The sequence below is a fragment of the Mesorhizobium sp. ZC-5 genome, assembly GCF_025753855.1.
Classification (GTDB): Bacteria; Pseudomonadota; Alphaproteobacteria; order Rhizobiales; family Rhizobiaceae; genus Neomesorhizobium.
Map to the genome: position 1 here is coordinate 477,224 of NZ_JAOWPT010000004.1, position 15,774 is coordinate 492,997.

General features: G+C 63.7%; 17 protein-coding genes. 11 read left to right on the forward strand and 6 right to left on the reverse strand.

Annotated elements, in window-relative coordinates:
• Position 1: 1 nt before the first annotated feature.
• Positions 2–922 carry a hypothetical protein gene (locus tag OHD58_RS14465; protein ID WP_263804081.1) on the forward strand — a complete coding sequence of 307 codons (921 nt, stop codon included), beginning with the start codon at positions 2–4 and terminating at the stop codon, positions 920–922.
• A 528-nt stretch (positions 923–1,450) separates the two neighbouring features.
• Here OHD58_RS14465 and OHD58_RS14470 read toward each other — a convergent pair.
• From OHD58_RS14470 to ettA, 4 genes are all read right to left on the reverse strand, one after another.
• Positions 1,451–2,452 (reverse strand): DUF930 domain-containing protein, encoded by a 1,002-nt coding sequence (locus tag OHD58_RS14470; protein ID WP_263804082.1) that lies wholly within the window; start codon positions 2,450–2,452, stop codon positions 1,451–1,453.
• 100 nt (positions 2,453–2,552) lie between these two features.
• Positions 2,553–2,822, reverse strand: coding sequence for a type II toxin-antitoxin system RelE/ParE family toxin (locus tag OHD58_RS14475; protein WP_318528258.1), 270 nt, complete (start codon positions 2,820–2,822; stop codon positions 2,553–2,555).
• Complete coding sequence (locus OHD58_RS14480) at positions 2,819–3,043, reverse strand: DUF6290 family protein (protein WP_263804084.1); 225 nt, start codon at positions 3,041–3,043, stop codon at positions 2,819–2,821. Before OHD58_RS14480 ends, OHD58_RS14475 begins: the two co-directional genes overlap by 4 nt.
• Before the next feature lie 83 nt (positions 3,044–3,126).
• Positions 3,127–4,776 (reverse strand): energy-dependent translational throttle protein EttA, encoded by a 1,650-nt coding sequence (ettA, locus tag OHD58_RS14485; protein ID WP_263804086.1) that lies wholly within the window; start codon positions 4,774–4,776, stop codon positions 3,127–3,129.
• A 234-nt stretch (positions 4,777–5,010) separates the two neighbouring features.
• Between ettA and OHD58_RS14490 the strand changes: the two genes are divergently transcribed.
• On the forward strand, positions 5,011–6,291 hold the full coding sequence (locus OHD58_RS14490) for a sensor domain-containing diguanylate cyclase (RefSeq protein ID WP_263804087.1): 1,281 nt from the start codon (positions 5,011–5,013) through the stop codon (positions 6,289–6,291).
• 57 nt (positions 6,292–6,348) lie between these two features.
• Here the strand turns inward: OHD58_RS14490 and OHD58_RS14495 are convergent, their stop codons facing one another.
• Positions 6,349–7,494: an acyltransferase family protein gene (locus OHD58_RS14495; RefSeq protein WP_263804088.1), complete on the reverse strand. Its 1,146-nt coding sequence runs from the start codon at positions 7,492–7,494 to the stop codon at positions 6,349–6,351.
• Positions 7,495–7,828: 334 nt separating this feature from the next.
• On the opposite strand from OHD58_RS14495, the gene OHD58_RS14500 reads away from it, so the two are divergent.
• The 7 genes from OHD58_RS14500 (at position 7,829) to OHD58_RS14530 (ending at position 13,817) form a co-directional block, all read left to right on the forward strand.
• A complete protein-coding gene (locus tag OHD58_RS14500) occupies positions 7,829–8,761 on the forward strand; it encodes an alpha/beta fold hydrolase (RefSeq protein WP_263804089.1) in 933 nt (310 codons plus the stop codon).
• Between the two features lie 45 nt (positions 8,762–8,806).
• Positions 8,807–9,016, forward strand: a complete 210-nt coding sequence (locus OHD58_RS14505; RefSeq protein ID WP_263804090.1) for a DUF4160 domain-containing protein — start codon at positions 8,807–8,809, stop codon at positions 9,014–9,016.
• Positions 9,009–9,416 (forward strand): DUF2442 domain-containing protein, encoded by a 408-nt coding sequence (locus OHD58_RS14510; protein WP_263804091.1) that lies wholly within the window; start codon positions 9,009–9,011, stop codon positions 9,414–9,416. Before OHD58_RS14505 ends, OHD58_RS14510 begins: the two co-directional genes overlap by 8 nt.
• Positions 9,417–9,487: 71 nt before the next feature.
• Positions 9,488–10,663, forward strand: coding sequence for a CaiB/BaiF CoA transferase family protein (locus OHD58_RS14515; RefSeq protein ID WP_263804092.1), 1,176 nt, complete (start codon positions 9,488–9,490; stop codon positions 10,661–10,663).
• Positions 10,660–12,312: a thiamine pyrophosphate-binding protein gene (locus tag OHD58_RS14520; protein ID WP_263804093.1), complete on the forward strand. Its 1,653-nt coding sequence runs from the start codon at positions 10,660–10,662 to the stop codon at positions 12,310–12,312. Before OHD58_RS14515 ends, OHD58_RS14520 begins: the two co-directional genes overlap by 4 nt.
• Positions 12,313–12,520: 208 nt before the next feature.
• Positions 12,521–13,396, forward strand: coding sequence for a PaaX family transcriptional regulator C-terminal domain-containing protein (locus tag OHD58_RS14525; RefSeq protein WP_263804094.1), 876 nt, complete (start codon positions 12,521–12,523; stop codon positions 13,394–13,396).
• 163 nt (positions 13,397–13,559) lie between these two features.
• Positions 13,560–13,817, forward strand: a complete 258-nt coding sequence (locus OHD58_RS14530; RefSeq protein ID WP_263804095.1) for a hypothetical protein — start codon at positions 13,560–13,562, stop codon at positions 13,815–13,817.
• 29 nt (positions 13,818–13,846) lie between these two features.
• Here the strand turns inward: OHD58_RS14530 and OHD58_RS14535 are convergent, their stop codons facing one another.
• A complete protein-coding gene (locus OHD58_RS14535) occupies positions 13,847–14,266 on the reverse strand; it encodes an acyl-CoA thioesterase domain-containing protein (protein ID WP_263804096.1) in 420 nt (139 codons plus the stop codon).
• Positions 14,267–14,370: 104 nt separating this feature from the next.
• On the opposite strand from OHD58_RS14535, the gene paaA reads away from it, so the two are divergent.
• Both paaA and OHD58_RS14545 read left to right on the forward strand, forming a co-directional pair.
• Positions 14,371–15,366, forward strand: coding sequence for a 1,2-phenylacetyl-CoA epoxidase subunit PaaA (paaA, locus tag OHD58_RS14540; RefSeq protein WP_263804097.1), 996 nt, complete (start codon positions 14,371–14,373; stop codon positions 15,364–15,366).
• Positions 15,366–15,773, forward strand: a complete 408-nt coding sequence (locus tag OHD58_RS14545; protein ID WP_263804099.1) for a VOC family protein — start codon at positions 15,366–15,368, stop codon at positions 15,771–15,773. Before paaA ends, OHD58_RS14545 begins: the two co-directional genes overlap by 1 nt.
• The last annotated feature ends 1 nt before the right edge of the window (position 15,774 follow it).

Consider the following 15,774-nt stretch of genomic DNA (forward strand, 5'->3'; position numbering starts at 1 on the left):
CATGGCGCAGTTTCGGCGAGAGTTTTTTAGCACGCTCGAGCAGATGCTCAAGGTCAGCGGAGAACCGCTTCTCCAGGATCGGTTGCCGCTCGCTGACCCGGCTAACCTGAGCGCCCGTGTGCTCAGACTCGGTTTGGCCGTCTCGGCCTTCGCGATGCTGGAAAAATACGTTTCCGCGGTGTTTGAGCACTTGGTAGAGAAGGACGTCAGCAGCGCACACATGGGGTTTGCTGCTTTACCCGACGATATCCGAGATTTCATCGTCGTAGACTCGGCGATCGGCATGAACAACCGCCTCTCATTCGTTAAAGGCTCTCCGGACCGCCTCAACTACATCACGCAAACACTCGACCTCGTCGTGAAGTACAAGGAAGTGCCTCCCGGATATACAGCCTTGGGGTTCAGTCCAAAGGGGTCGAACGTCGGGCACGAGGATATCAAGCAGGCATTCAGCACTTTTGGCGTTAAAGATGCCTGGGGGAAGATGAATGCGCTAGCCGCGGCCTATGGCGGTGCGGTACTTAGTCTGAACGAGAACTACAGAGCCCTGTCCAATGCTCGCCACAAGGCGGCTCATGATCCGGTATCGAGCGTCCCGGTCGCAGACCTTCAGTCGCACATTCGTTCTGCTATCGTTATTGGCATTTGCTGTGACGTGCTGGCCAAGAATGCCGGCGCTGCAATCAAGGCATGCCTCGACAAGAAGGACCTCGAGAAAGATGTTGTGGCTTATAAGCGTGCGTCGCGCTTCCTCGACGAGCAGGCGGACGGGAGTTGGTTGGAACGGGCGTCTCCGGCTGCCAAGGGCGCTAAGCGATACCCTAGTCGAGCGGATGGGATTGCTGGCGCTATAGTCCGAGCTGGAGCGCCATTCGTCATTGTTCGAGACCAGACTGGCCAGCCGATAGAGCTAGCGGGATAGAAAACTTGCCCGAATAGGGCTATGTCGCGGTGGCATGCCGGAGACTGTCGGCTCGGGATAGTAGTCACTTCATTGAAAATCACGAGTTGGTTGTCATCCGTTAACCGAAAAACGGCTTGCAGGGGCGATGTTCGGATCGGCGGATGGTTGATCGGGAGCGCGCTGCTGTCGAATTGCAGCGGCTAATTGAGTGGCCGCTTTCCCTACTACGACACCCAGAAGCAGTCGGGCAGCTTCCCACCCATTAGCGGACGGATTTATATGAAGAATGACGTCCTTACCGCCAGCGAGCACTCGATGGCAGCGAGCCGCGCTTTACCGCGTCAGCCGCTTGTGCGTTATGCGGTGCGGCACCAGTGCTTACGGTTCCAGCCGACGCGCCTTTTCCTTCTCGTATTACTCGAAATCTCCTTGAACCACTCGACATGCACGTCGCCCTCGAAGGGCGAGCATGTGGATCGCCATGCGGTCCAAAAAAAATGCTGTCGTGGCTGATGACGACGGTGCAGAGCCGGCACAAGGTATCGCCTAACCCCCCGGCAGCCCTCTTGCCGCCCATTCGCCGCGCGGGATTGCCATGCCGACGCGATGGGCGAACGACATGACCCGCGTCGCCTGGCTGTCGACGGTGCAGCGGAAGCTGAGGTCGACCCATTGTCCGCGGACGCGGAATGCCGCCTCCGGAATGTCGAGGACATTGCCGTTCTCCAGCGGATAGGTCGGCAAAAGGTCCGGGAAGTATGGCGGCGAGCCGGCGCGCAGCTGCTCCCGGAGTTCCGTCGTGCAGAGCCTGCCGGCGCGGACTTCGCGGGGAATGTTGCCCATTGCCGTGGTGGCGACTTGCGTGCCGGTCGCCGACTGCGAGAAAAGGCGCTGCGCTTCCTGCAAGGGCGGCTGAGACGGGGCGACGGCACGGGGTGTCGGTCGAGGCGCCGGAATCGCCGACGTTTCCGGCAACGAGACCTCTGTTCCCGCCTCCTCCGCCTCGCCAGCCGGCAAGCCCTCCGGCCCAAGTGCGGCGTTGTTGTCCTGCGGTCCTGCGGGCGGTTCAGGGAGTGTTTCTGCCTGGGCCTCCGGTGACGGAGGCGGCTCAGCCGGTGCTTCGGCCTGGGTAGGCTCCGGGGGCTGCGTCTCGGCCCCCTCCTCCGCGCTGTTGCCGTCGAGGGCTTGCCTCGGCCCGGCGTCCCGTTCGCCGAATTGCACGACCGGGTTCAAGACGGGCGGCGCCGGAGGCTGGGCCTCCTGGCCGGCTGGCGGTTGCGCCGCCTCCTGCGGCTTCTCAGGCTCGGCGGGCGGTTCGGGTTCGGCGGGCGGTGGAGGCGGCTCGGGCTCGGCGGGCGGTTGAGGCGGTTCCGGCTTCTCCGGTTCCGGCGGCACCAGCTCGACCTGGACCGGCTCTTCCTCCTGCGGCTCCGCCAGCAACGGCGGCAGATCGAGAATCAGGAGGGCGGCGACGAGCAGATGCAGGCCGACCGAGACGGGCAGCGCCCATCCCGTTCCCCAGCGCCGATTGCCCGTTTCGTCCTTCATCGTTTCCGATGTGGGACGAAACGGCGGCGGGATCAAGCAACACGATCGCCAGGCCGGCAGCAATGCACCGGCCGTTGGCGGCGGACTACGGCGCAATCCGTCACCTATAGACTTCGCGCCGGTTGCCGATCCGCACGATGAGAACCGTCAGCCGTCGATCCTCGATCTTCGCGATGATGCGATAGTCTCCGACCCGGTATTTCCAATATCCGGACAGCGGACCGGCAAGCGGCTCGCCAAGATCACGCGGCGTATCAAGCGGCGCCACACGTTCGCGCAGGAATCGGAGTATCCGCTGTCGATCTTTCGTCGGCAGCCGCGCGATTTCCTTGTCGGCCTTGGCGTCGAATTCGATCCGCCACAAGCTCAAGACTCGGCTCGATCATCGATACCGTATTTCTCGACCATCTCATCGAGCGAAATGCGCGGGCCATTTTCCTCGACGCGTTGCTGAGCGAGATACAGATCTTCCAGATCGTCGATGTGTTCGAGAAGCGCCTCGCGCGCATAAAAGCTCTTCGTCCGTCCGGTTTTCCGGGCCAGATCGTCCAGTCGCTTTTCGAGATCAGGCGGCAGTCTCAGCGCAAGCATGGAAAACTCCTGTGCTATACATGTATAGCACAGGAGCGTTCCGATCAACAGCACCCTTCAACATGCATCTGCAATGAAGGTTTTTACCGTGTCAGGCGCTTGTGCGTCATGCGGTGCGGCACGAGGGCTTCCGGTCCCAGGCGGCGGGCCTTGTCCTTTTCGTATTCGTCGAAGTTACCCTCGAACCACTCGACATGCGCGTCGCCCTCGAAGGCGAGCATGTGGGTCGCCATGCGGTCGAGGAACATGCGATCGTGGCTGATGATGACGGCGCAGCCCGCATAGGCTTCCAGCGCGTCTTCCAGCGCGCCCAGCGTCTCGGTGTCGAGGTCGTTGGTCGGCTCGTCGAGCAAGAGCACGTTGCCGCCGTTCTTCAGCATCTTGGCCAGGTGCACGCGGTTGCGCTGGCCGCCGGAAAGATTGCCGACCTTCTGCTGCTGGTCGCCGCCGCGGAAGTTGAACGACGAGCAGTAGGCGCGGCTGTTGACCTCGTGCTTGCCGAGCTTGATGACTTCGGCGCCACCGGAGATCTCCTCCCACACCGTCTTGTTGGGGTCGAGCGCGTCGCGGCTCTGGTCGACATAGCCGAGCTTCACCGTTTCGCCGACGGCGATCGAGCCGGCATCGGGCTTTTCCTGGCCGGTGAACATCTTGAACAACGTCGTCTTGCCGGCGCCGTTCGGGCCGATGACGCCGACGATGCCGCCGGGCGGCAGCCGGAAAGACAGGTCCTCGATCAGGATTTCGTCGCCAAAACCCTTCTTCAGCCCGTCGGTCTCGATGACGCGGTTGCCCAAACGCTCGCTGAGCGGGATGACGATCTGCGTGTCGGTCGGCTTGCGGCTGTTGGCCTGCTCCAGCAGGTTCTCGTAGGCGCTGATGCGCGCCTTGGACTTGGTCTGGCGGGCCTTCGGCGAGGACGCGATCCACTCCCGCTCGCGCCAGATCGCCTTCTGGCGGGCGTCGTCCTCGCGGCCCTCCTGGATCAGGCGCTTGGCCTTGGCGTCGAGATATTTGGTGTAGTTGCCCTCGTAGGGGATGCCGCGGCCGCGGTCGAGCTCGAGGATCCAGCCGGTGACGTTGTCGAGGAAGTAGCGGTCGTGGGTGATGATCAGCACCGAGCCCGGATAGTCGCGCAGGTGCTTTTCCAGCCACTGGGTGGTCTCGGCGTCGAGGTGGTTGGTCGGTTCGTCGAGCAGCAGGAGGTCGGGCTGTTCGAGCAGCAGCTTGCACAGCGCGACACGGCGGCGCTCGCCGCCGGAAAGGTTCGTCACTTCGGAATCGCCGGGCGGACACTGCAGCGCATCCATCGCCATCTCGACCTGCTGTTCCAGGTCCCAGAGGTTCAGCCGGTCCATCTCGTCCTGGAGCCTCGCCGACTCGTCCGCCGTCTCGTCGGAGTAGTTCATCATCAGCTCGTTGTAGCGATCGATGATGGCCTGTTTCTTGGCCACGCCCTCCATGACGTTCTCGAACACGGTCTTCTTCGGGTCGAGCTGCGGCTCCTGGGCGAGATAGCCGACGGTCGCCCCTTCGGCGAGCCAGGCTTCGCCCTGGAACTCCTTGTCGAGCCCGGCCATGATGCGCAGGATCGTCGACTTGCCCGAGCCGTTTGGCCCGAGGATGCCGATCTTGGCGTCCGGGTAGAAGGAAAGATGGACGTTATCGAGCACCTTCTTGGTGCCGTAGGCCTTGGAGAGGCCCGACATGTGATAGATGAACTGGCGTGCCACGCGCGCTTTTCCCGTCAAACGTTGAAGGAGAGTTGCGCGCTATGTAGGCGAAGCGGCGGCGAACGGCAATCCGTATCATCGTCCGAAACGGCTTCGAAGCGCTCTTCGCGCCGCTTTCGTCACCGGAGATTCGCTGGCTTCCACCTCGGTGAAAGGACCGGTTAACCCTTCCGCGCCACAAAGGAAGCGGGGGAAATCGCCATCGGGTCGCGATTTCGAGACAGAGGTCGGGAATTGGCGAACAGTCTGCTGCTCCTTGCTGAAGCGGTTCTCTATTTCAGCGTCATGGTCGCGCTCTTCCGTTTCCGCCACCGCATCGGCATCGGCGTCTTCCTCTGCGCGCTGGGCGTCATGCACTTCCTCGAAACCTACCTTGCCAGCGTGTTCTACATCGCACTGCCGTTCGGACTGCTGTCGCCCGGTTCGACCGTTCTGTTTTCCGGCAAGCTGGTCATGCTGCTGCTTCTCTACATCAAGGAAGACGCCCGTACCGTCCGCCAGCCGATCTACGGCCTGCTGTTCGGGAATGCGCTGATGATCGGCCTGGTGCTGGTGCTGAGGCAGCACGAGATCGCGGCACTCCCCGGCGGCCAGGTTCCCGACATCGCCTTCATCGACCAGATGGGCTGGCTGATGGTCTGGGGCACCGCGCTGCTCTACGTCGACGCGATCCTTATCATCCTGTTCTACGAAAAACTCGGCCGGCATCTGAGCAGGCAACCGCTGGCCCGCGTCGCGGCGGCGGTCTGCACGGTGCTGACCTTCGACCAGATCGGTTTCTTCACAGCGCTTCACTTCGTCGCCGGAGCCCCGATGGAGGTGCTGTTCGGCGGCTGGGTCGCCAAGATGGCCGCCGGCCTCGTCTACAGCCTGTTGCTGGTGACCTACCTGCGCTGGTTCGAGACGGAACGGCTGCCTCAACCCAGGGGCCTCACCGGCATTTTCGACACGCTGACCTATCGCGAACGCTACGAGGCCCTGGTCGAGCATGTGGGCCGCGACGGCCTGACCGGACTCCTGCACCGCGGCCGCTTCGAGACCGACGGGGAGGTGGCGCTGGCGGCCAGCCGGCGTGACGGCAAGCCGCTCAGCCTGCTGATCATCGATGTCGACTACTTCAAGTCGATCAACGACCGCTTCGGCCATGCCGAGGGCGACCGCGTGCTGAAATCGATCGCCGGGCTGCTCAGCAACGCCGCTGGCGCCAAGGACCGCGTCTTTCGCATCGGCGGCGAAGAATTCGCCATCCTTTGCGAACACCCGCACGGCATCGCCAGGCTCCTCGGCGAAAACATCCGCCAGGCCATGAAGGGTTTGAGCAGAACCAACGGGCTGGAGATTTCGGTCAGCACCGGAATTGCGACGGCCAGCGCCTCCACGGGCGGGCTCGACGAACTTTTCGCACTGGCCGACCAGCGGCTTTACACCGCCAAGACAACGGGCCGCGACCGGGTGGTCGGAGAAAGCGCGGGTGAGCGGGCAGAGGCGGCAAATCCCGAGCGGGCTGCCCGCTGACGACAGGGCGCCAGACGCCAAACGTGCTCAAATCATGTGACCCGAAATCGCGTCCCGTCAGGCCGAGACCCGCTCCCGTTCGGCCTGGAACAGCGGCCGCACGCGGTGGCCGGCGTTGAACAGGAAGACGAGCAGGTTGGAGCGGTTGATGATCTGCAGGCCGATCACCGCGGCGACGACGGCGAGGACCGGCAGCGTGAAGAAGGTGATCGGGAACAGGTCGGAGCCATAATTGCCGAAGAAGCGCCGGAAGACGATGCCGGCGAAATTGAACAAGATGGCATGGCTGCAGAAGAGGAAGAACGCGTAGGGCTCGAGCCGCATGAGAGGTTCGGCGAGCGACGATTTCCGCATCAGCCCGGTCAGCCGCCAGAAACCCGCCGCCATGGTTATCCTGAGCAGCGTGTCGAGGGTGAGCCAGAGCGTCCGGTCCATCTCGCCAAGGAGGATGCGCTCGACGCGGATGGTGAGGAACACCGCCGCCATGACCACCAGCCCGAGCGTCAGCCAGCCGGCGACGCGATCGATCTTCTGCTCGCTGGTGGCGCCGACGCGCAGCCACATGCCGATGCCGAAGAACAGCATGAGCTGCGGCCTTTGCAGGATATAGAGGTTCTCGCCGAAGATGGTGAAGACGACGAGCGCCGCAAGCGTGGCGACCGGGAAGCGCTTCAGGCCGGCATAGAGCAACGGCGAAAACAGGCAGCAGACGAAGAGATCGCGCAGGAACCAGAGCGGCACGTTGAGCGGCCACTCGGTGAGCGCCAGGAAGGCGTTGGCGATGCCGAGCGGCGTCGCGTCGGGCATATCCTGCCATTTGTCGCGCATCAGCCCGTAGGCGACGAGCAGCACGAACATCAGGAGGTTCCAGGCGACCAGCGGCACCACCAGTGTCTTCAGCTTGGATACCATCAGCGGCCGGGCGCCGGCCTTGAGCAGGCTGGAGACGATGAAATAGCCGGAAACGACGGAGAGCAGCGAGACCGAGCTCAGCCCGACCATGCGGGTGAGAATGAAATAGACGATGTCGAAAACGCCGATGGCTCGGTCGTAGACGTTTTCGGCGATGCCCGGCTGCACATGCACGAAGGTCATGAAGAAGATGCACAGCGTGCGCGCGATCTTGATGCGGTCGGAAACCGACGACGTGACGGACGCAACGCCCACCGGTTTCGGCGCTGACGTGGATCGCTGAACTGTCAATACCATCTCCCTGGCGATTGACCCGGGCACCTGGAGGAATGCGGGCGGCCGGAATCCATAAGGAGCGCGACACGAAGAGCCTCACGCTGGGTGCGCTATTTGTGCAGCGCAATATAGAACAACCTCTAGGTGCGGGCGATGTTGCAAATATGGAGTTGCAGGCAACGGGTCGTTCAAAAAATGCAACTTGGGGAAACATCGAAGTCGGCATGGGCGCCCGATCCACTGGAAATCGGGGACCGAGCTTCACAGTTTTGTCCGCCGGCGCGCCGCCAGCACCGACACTTGACGCTTGGCCCTTGCTGGCCAACAGTCGCGTTCGAGGGGAGAAAACATGCCGTTCGACAGCCAGCGCGCCCATCCGTCGCCGACGGGGGCGTCACTCAATCTCTACACGCGCCGCGCCGAAGGCCCTGCCCGCGCCGTCGTCCAGGTCAATCACGGCCTTGCCGAGCATGCGGCCCGCTATGCCCGCTTCGCCGACGCGCTGGCACTTGAAGGTTTTCACACCTACGCCCACGACCACCGCGGCCACGGCTACACGAAAGCGCCGGATGCACCTCAGGGCATGTTCGGTAGAAGCGACGGCATGGCGAAAGTCATCGCCGACATCGACGCCGTGCACGATTTGATCGCCGGGGAAAACCCCGGCCTGCCGATCATCGCCTTCGGCCATTCGATGGGCGGCATCATTACGCTCAACTATGTGCTCGGGCACTCGGCCCGTTTGCACGGCGCCGCGATCTGGAACGCCAACCTGTCGGCCGGCCTACTCGGCCGCCTGGCGCAAGGCATCCTTGCCTGGGAAAAATTCCGCCTCGGCTCGGACGTGCCGTCGCGCATCCTGCCGAAGCTGACCTTCCAGAACTGGGCGAAGAAGATTCCAAATCACCGCACCGGCTTCGACTGGCTGTCCCACGATACCGCCGAGGTCGACAAATACGTCGCCGACCCGCTTTGCGGCTGGGACGCTTCGGTGTCGCTGTGGCGCGATCTGTTCGGCTTCATCTTCACCGGCGCGGACGATGCCAACTTTTCGTCGGTGCGCAAGGACCTACCGGTCAACCTCGCCGGCGGCGCCGAAGACCCGTCGACCTTCGGCGGCAAGGCGGTCGAGGACCTTGCCGGCCGCATGCGCTGGATGGGTTTTTCGAATCTGGTTTCAAAGGTTTATCCGCAAACCCGCCACGAATCTCTCAACGAGTTGAACCGGGATGCCATCGCGGCGGATTTCGTGACGTGGGCCAAGAGCATCACTGCTGATTGAAAAACCCATCACGATAGGTTATCTGAATGATTACTGTGCTGCGTGATGGGGCGTTTTTTCGTCGACGACCATGAACCGGCCCATGTGCACGTATTTGGAGATGGCGAAGCCAAGATTAATCTTATCGGAAATCAGGGCGTTCCCGAGTTGGTTTGGGCAGTCGGCATGAAACGAAGCGAACTGCGTCGCGCGATGGCCGTGGTAACTGCCAATCGCGACACGTTGCTGGCACACTGGAGAGAAATCCATGGCTGAACTGACCGACACTGAAATCGACGCCGCGCTGGAACGCGGCCGCCTTGCCGCTGCCGATGAACCCCGCGCCGCCGCCGCACGTTACGACCGCAAGCTTCGCCGCGTTGTGGTCGAACTCACCAATGGCTGTACCTTTGCTTTTCCACCACATCTGGCCCAAGGGCTCGAACACGCAACCGAAGAAGAGCTTGAAACAGTCGAGATTCTGGGTGCCGGCTACGGACTTCATTGGGAAGCGCTGGATGCCGACTTCACCGTGCCTGGCCTGCTTGCCGGTATTTTCGGGACGAAAGCGTATATGGCTCGACGCGCCGGACAGGCGACTTCGCCGGCGAAGGCCGCGGCCGCGCGCGCCAATGGCATGAAGGGCGGGCGCCCGAGGAAGTCGGCAAATCGCTGAGCCTGGATGGCTGGCAACATCACCGTTCATTTGCTAGTCAATGGCGCCTCTCCAACCGCCGGTCCGATTTCATGTCCCATCCCCCGCTCAAAGGCATACGCGTCATCGAACTGGCGCGCATTCTGGCCGGTCCGTGGGCCGGCCAGTTGTTTGCCGATCTCGGCGCCGATGTCATCAAGGTCGAAAGCCCGGACGGCGGCGACGACACCCGCAAATGGGGTCCTCCCTTCGTCCAGAGCCATGACGGCGAGAACCTTTCGGCCGCCTATTACCATTCCTGCAATCGAGGAAAACGCTCCGTCGCCATCGATTTTTCGACGCCCGAGGGTGCTGCAACCGTGCGCAAGCTGGTCGCCACAGGCGATGTGCTGATCGAGAATTTCAAGCTTGGCGGGCTGAAGAAGTACGGCCTCGACTACGACAGCTTGCGCAAGATCAACCCGCGCCTCGTCTACTGTTCGATCACCGGCTTCGGCCAGGACGGACCTTATGCGCCACGGCCCGGATACGATTTCATCATCCAGGGCATGGCCGGTATGATGTCGATCACGGGTGCGGCCGGCGGCGAGCCGCAGAAGGCCGGCGTCGCCGTCTCCGACATTTTCACCGGGCTTTATTCGGTGATCGCCATCCAGGCCGCGCTCCGCCACGCCGAAGCGACGGGCCAGGGCCAATACATCGACATGGCGCTGTTCGACACCCAGATCTCGGTGCTCGGCAACCAGAACCTCAACTACTTGGTATCCGGGAAGTCGCCGGTGCAGATGGGCAATGCCCACATGAACATCGCGCCTTACGAGGTGCTGCCCGTCAGGGACGGCCACATCATCCTCGCCGTCGGCAATGACGGCCAGTTTCAGCGTTTCTGCCACGTCGTCGAGCTGAACGACCTGCCCGGCGATCCGGATTTCGCCACCAATTCGGCGCGCGTGGTCAATCGCGTAAGGCTGCGCGAGGCAATGGTGGCGCGGCTCGCGACCCTCGACAAGGCGCCGTTGCTGACGGCACTGGAAGCAGCCAACGTGCCGGCAAGCCCGATCAACACGATCGGCGAGATGTTCGCCGATCCGCAGGCGATCGCCCGCGGCATGCGGCTCGACCTCGACGACGGCCACGGCAACAGATTGCCCTCGGTGCGGGCGCCGATGCTGATGTCGGAAACACCACCGGTCTATGACCGGCCCTCGCCGCGGCTTGGCGAGCACACGGCGGAAATCCTCGCGGAACTGGAGAAACAAGGCGAATGAAAACCGGCGGAAAACTGATCGTCGAAGCACTCGAGGCCAATGGCGTCGACCGCATCTTCTGCGTGCCGGGCGAATCCTACCTCGCCGTGCTGGACGCACTGCACGATTCCAACCGCATCCGCACCATCGTCTGCCGCCAGGAAGGCGGCGCCGCGATGATGGCCGATTGCCATGGCCGGCTCACCGGCCAGCCCGGCATCTGCTTCGTCACCCGCGGACCCGGCGCCACCAACGCCTCGGCCGGCATCCACATCGCCATGCAGGATTCCTCGCCGATAATCATGTTCATTGGCCAGATCGCCGGCCACGCACGCGAGCGCGAAGCCTTCCAGGAGGTCAACTACAAGCGCTTCTTCGGCGACATCGCCAAATGGGTGGTGGAGATCGACGACGCCGCGCGCATCCCGGAACTCGTCACCCGCGCCTTCGCCGTCGCCACCTCCGGCCGTCCCGGCCCGGTCATCGTCTCGCTGCCCGAGGACATGCTGACATCGCTCGCCGAGGCGCCCGAGGCGCTGCCCTATACGCCGGTCGAGACCTCACCGGGCGAAGCGGAAATGCACAAGCTCGCCGAGCTTCTGGGTAACGCCAAGCGTCCCTTCGTCATTCTGGGCGGCTCGCGCTGGAGCGCCGAGGCAAAGTCGCGGCTGGAGAGTGCTGCCGAAACCTGGGCACTGCCGGTCGGCGTCTCGTTCCGCCGTCAGATGCTGTTCGATCATCTCCACCCTTGCTATGCCGGCGATGTCGGCATCGGCCCCAATCCCAAGCTTGCGACCTACATCAAGCAGGCCGACCTCGTGCTTCTGGTCGGCGGCCGCTTCGGCGAAATGCCGTCATCCGACTACACGCTGCTGAAGAGCCCCTACCCCGACCAGACGCTGGTGCATGTGCATGCCGACGCCAACGAGCTCGGCCGCGTCTACCGCCCGACGCTGGCCATCAATGCCTCGCCGGAAGCCTTTGCCAGCGCCTTCGCAAAACTGAAGCCCGAAGCGACGCCGGACTGGGCGGACGAGACGGAGCGGCTGCACAAGGCCTATCTCGACTGGTCGACGCCACCGGAAACCGGGCCTGGCGACGTCCAGATGGGACCGATCATGAACTACCTGGAATCCGTTTTGCCGGACAACGCGATCATGACCAACGGCGCCGGCAACTATGCCAGCTGGGTGCACCGCTTCCACCGCTTCCGCCGCTTCGCCACGCAGGCGGCGCCGACATCCGGCTCGATGGGTTACGGCACGCCCGGCGCCGTCGCCGCCAAGGCTCTCTTCCCCGATCGCGAGGTGATCGCCTTCGCCGGCGACGGCTGCTTCCTGATGAACGGCCAGGAATTCGCTACCGCCGTGCAGTACGACCTGCCGATCATCGTGATCGTCGTCAACAACGGCATCTACGGCACCATCCGCATGCACCAGGAGCGCGAATATCCGGGCCGCGTTTCGGGCACGGATCTCAGGAACCCGGATTTCGCAGCCCTCGCCCGCGCCTATGGCGGACATGGCGAGACGGTGGAAAAAACCGCGGAATTCGCACCGGCCTTCGAGCGGGCGCGGGCCAGCCGCAAGCCGTCGCTCATCGAGATCAAGCTCGATCCGGAAGCCATCACGCCGACGCGCACGCTGACGGAGATACGCGAGAAGAGATGACGATGCGGCCGACATTCTCCCCTTCTCCCCTTGTGGGAGAAGGTGGCCGACCCCGGACTTGTTCCGGGGGAGGTCGGATGAGGGGTGTTGGCCTTAACGCTCCTTTGCCGGGCTCTCACCCGGTAACAGTGAGCAAAGTTCTTGCCAGCACCCCTCATCCGTCGCCTTCGGCGACACCTTCTCCCACAAGGGGAGAAGGGAAAAAGCCATGACCCCTGCCCTCGACCACCTGATTTCCCGCCTGCACGAACGCGGCAGGCTGCGTGTGTGGTCGCTGGTGATCACCATCTTCGGCGACGCCATCGTGCCGCGCGGCGGCCAGGTGCCGTTGACGGTGCTGCAGGAGATCATGGGCCGGCTGAAGGTCGAGCCCGGTGCCTTGCGCACCGCCCTGTCGCGGCTTGCCGCCGACCAGTGGGTGACCCGCGAGAAGGATGGGCGCAACAGCCTCTACGCGCTCGACGAGCACGGCCGCCATGCTTTCGATCTCGCGACCCGTCGTATCTATGCCGCGGGCCCGCCGGACTGGGACGGCACCTGGGCGGTCGCCATCGTACCGCCCGGCAACGGCAAGGACAGTGCCCGGGCGGCGGCTCTCACCGAGGCCGGCTTTGTCGAAGCCGGCGGCGGTACCTGGCTGCGCCCGGAAACGGCGCGATCACCCGACGCGGACGCAGCCCTCGCCGGCATGCTGGTTTTCCGGCAGCGGCCCTTGCAAACGCCGCCGGGCGCCGCCGGCTTCTGGCGGGTGGAGGAAACCGCGCGCGCCTACGAGGCCTTTGCCACGGCGATGTCGCCGCTGGCCAAAGCGTTGGAAGATGGAGCCGCCTCCCCGCTGGAAGCGATGGCCGCGCGCGCGCTGCTCATTCACGACTGGCGCCGTATCGTGCTGCACGATCCCGGCCTGCCGGCCGCGCTTTTGCCCCAAGGCTGGCCAGGCGACGACGCGCGGGCGATCGCACGCGGCATCTATGCGAAGCTGGCCCGGCCAAGCGAGCGATGGCTGGACGAAGCCGGCCTACCGCCACTCGTCGATCCGAAGAAATTCGCCGGCCGCTTCGGGATGAAGCGGGAGCCGGGCTGAAGGCCAGCTGGTCCGATACAAGCACAGCCGCACAGGTTGATGTTGGACCGGCGCGAACCAAGCCACCTTGCGCTTTGCAGGCGAGTAAACTTGACTATGATACACTACAATTCCCGGGCCGATTCAGATTCGACCGGCATCCGGGGAAGCAGTGGAGAAAGACATGCGTGCCTCACTGATCGCTGGGATGGCCGTGTTGGCGCTCGCCGCCGGTTGCAAGACGATGACGCCGGAAGAACGCCGGGCGGCCGACGAGACGACCTGCAAGTCCTACGGCTTCCGGAAAGGCAGCGATGCCTTTGCATCCTGCCTGCTGCAACTCGACCTCGACCGGCGCGCATCGCGGCGCGCCGCGCTTTATTCCGATCCGTTCTACAACCAGCCGGCGATCATCTACCGCCCTGTCGTGGTGAGGCCCTGAAGCGCGTCGCGCCGCGACATGCATTGGCCTCAGTCCTCGAGATAGCTGAACGCCATCGTCGCCGAGACGGCGACGCGCGCGTCGCCCCTGGCCCGCATCTCGGCCCGGGTGAACGCCATGCGCTTGCCGTTGGAGAGCACGTCGACGCGGATGCCGATTTCGCCCGGCGGCAGCGGCCGGATGAAATGCGTGGTCAGGTCGACCGTCGTGCAGATGCGGAAGCGGCCGTTCAGCGCCGACAGCGTCACCACCGAGGCGGTATCGGCTGCTGAAGCCGTCGCCTGCCCGCAGACGACACCGCCGACATGCACCAGCCTGCGGTTTTCCGGCAGCACGAAATCGCCGCCTGCCGCGTCGAAAGCCACTGGCTTCAAGCCGAGATCGACGATCCACGGCGCGAAAATCCGGCCGATCAGCACTTCCGCTTCCTTCACCCCGAAATCCGTCACGTCCACCCTCGCTTTTTATGTTACAAAAACTTGCGCCTTGCTGGATTTTTTGTTACACATTACAAGACGGCGCAAGCGAGCCATCCAGCCACGGAGGAGAGCGGATGTACAGCCAGGGCCTTATCGGCGCGAAGACCGAAACCACCGAGGACGAAGCCTTTCTGGCCGCGTTCCAGGCGCGCATCGATGCCGAGGAAAAGATCGAGCCGAACGATCCGATGCCGGAAGGTTATCGCCGCACGCTGATCCGCCAGATCGGCCAGCACGCGCATTCGGAGATCGTCGGCATGCTGCCGGAGGGCAACTGGATCACCCGCGCGCCGTCGCTGCGCCGCAAGGCCGCCCTGCTCGCCAAGGTACAGGATGAAGGCGGCCACGGGCTCTATCTCTATGCTGCCGCCGAAACGCTCGGCGTCTCCCGCGAGGAGATGACCGAGGAACTCCTGGCCGGCAAGGCGAAATACTCCTCGATCTTCAACTATCCGACGCTGACCTGGGCCGATATCGGCGCCATCGGCTGGCTGGTCGACGGTGCGGCGATCATGAACCAGATCCCGCTTTGCCGCTGCTCCTATGGACCATACGCACGCGCCATGATCCGCGTCTGCAAGGAGGAGAGCTTCCACCAGCGCCAGGGCTACGAGATCATGATGACGCTGGCCGCCGGCACGCCCGACCAGAAGGAGCTGGCGCAGGATGCACTGAACCGCTGGTGGTGGCCGTCGCTGATGATGTTCGGCCCGCATGACTCGGACAGCCAGCATGGCGACCAGTCGATGAAATGGAAGATCAAGCGCTTCACCAACGACGAACTGCGCCAGAAATTCGTCGACGCCACGGTGCCGCAAGCGGATTTCATCGGGTTGACGATGCCGGACCCGGATCTCAGATGGAACGAAGAACGCGGCTCTTACGATTTCGGTCCGATCGACTGGGACGAGTTCTGGCGCGTCGTCAAGGGCGGCGGCCCGATGAACAAGGAACGCCTCGCCGCGCGGCAAAAAGCCTGGGACGACGGCGCCTGGGTGCGCGAGGCAGCGCTTGCCCACGCCGAAAAACGCAAGGCGCGGCGTGAAGCCGCGCGGATGGCGGCGGAGTGATGGCCACCCGACGCGCCATGCCGGTGCTGCAGGTCGGCGACGTTTCGTGTTCCATGGCCTTTTACGAACGGCTGGGCTTCGTCAGCCATGGCACCTGGGGCGAGCCGCCGCTTTTCGCCATCGTCCATCGGGGCCAGGTGACGCTGGCGCTCGACAAGGCGCGGCAGGACGGCCCCATCCCGACCAACCAGTGGTGGGCCGCTTACATCTATGTCGACGATGCAAGGGCGTTGCGGGACGAGTTCGCCGCACCCGATCTGCCGCAGCTCACCGACATGCATTTTCCGGACGAATACGGCCGCATCGACTTCGATGTGATCGATCCCGACGGCCACCGCATCGCGTTCGGCCAAGTGCTCGATCGGGTTTCGGAACCCGGCTTAAACCACGACCGTGGAAGGGGCTGAC